Origin of the sequence: Pseudomonas sp. EL_65y_Pfl2_R96 (assembly GCF_963970905.1) — a bacterium.
Taxonomy (GTDB): Bacteria; Pseudomonadota; Gammaproteobacteria; order Pseudomonadales; family Pseudomonadaceae; genus Aquipseudomonas.
Window position 1 is genome coordinate 1 of sequence record NZ_CAXAQH010000291.1, and the last position, 475, is coordinate 475.

The 475-nt window shown below is 66.3% G+C and carries 2 protein-coding genes; one reads left to right on the top strand and one right to left on the bottom strand.

The genetic code is table 11. From position 1 onward, the window contains the following. Nucleotides 1–198: hypothetical protein (locus tag AACY49_RS30680; protein ID WP_339528049.1), on the top strand; the 198-nt coding region annotated here is incomplete at its 5' end. Nucleotides 199–255: 57 nt separating this feature from the next. Here the strand turns inward: AACY49_RS30680 and AACY49_RS30685 are convergent. Beyond that, on the bottom strand, nucleotides 256–475 hold a 220-nt coding region (locus AACY49_RS30685), incomplete at its 5' end, for a BTAD domain-containing putative transcriptional regulator (protein ID WP_339528051.1).

A 475-nucleotide genomic window follows, 5' to 3' on the forward strand; every position in this document is an offset into this window, starting at 1 on the left:
GGCTCCTGGCTCGACGCGGTGCGGGCGACGATCCTGATGGGGGTGGTCAGCGGAGTCTATTATTGGCGTGCCAAGACCGAGGAGCGGCATCTCGGGATGGACCCGACGTATCGCGATTATTCGGAATGGATCGAGCGCAACGGGCTGGTGCCGCGTTTCTTCGCCTGGGTTGGCGGCAAGCGCACGGTCCGGGTCTAGCGCCGCGCGGTTTCGGGGCATCCGAGGATGCCCCGAGGGTCCGCAGTGTTCAGGCTATCAGCGGGAAGAGAGCTGCACCGGGCGCGCGGCCGCGCGGGCAAGCACGCTGTCGGCAATCTGATGCGACCAGATCGCGTCGCCCGTCGGCGTTTCCAGCATTTCATTGTCAAGCGCGCGGGCGCGACGGAAGGCGACCAGTGCTTCAGCCGTGCGTCCACTGCGCAAATACGCGGCGGCCAGTTCGATATGGCGTCCGCCATCATCCGGGTTGAGCCGA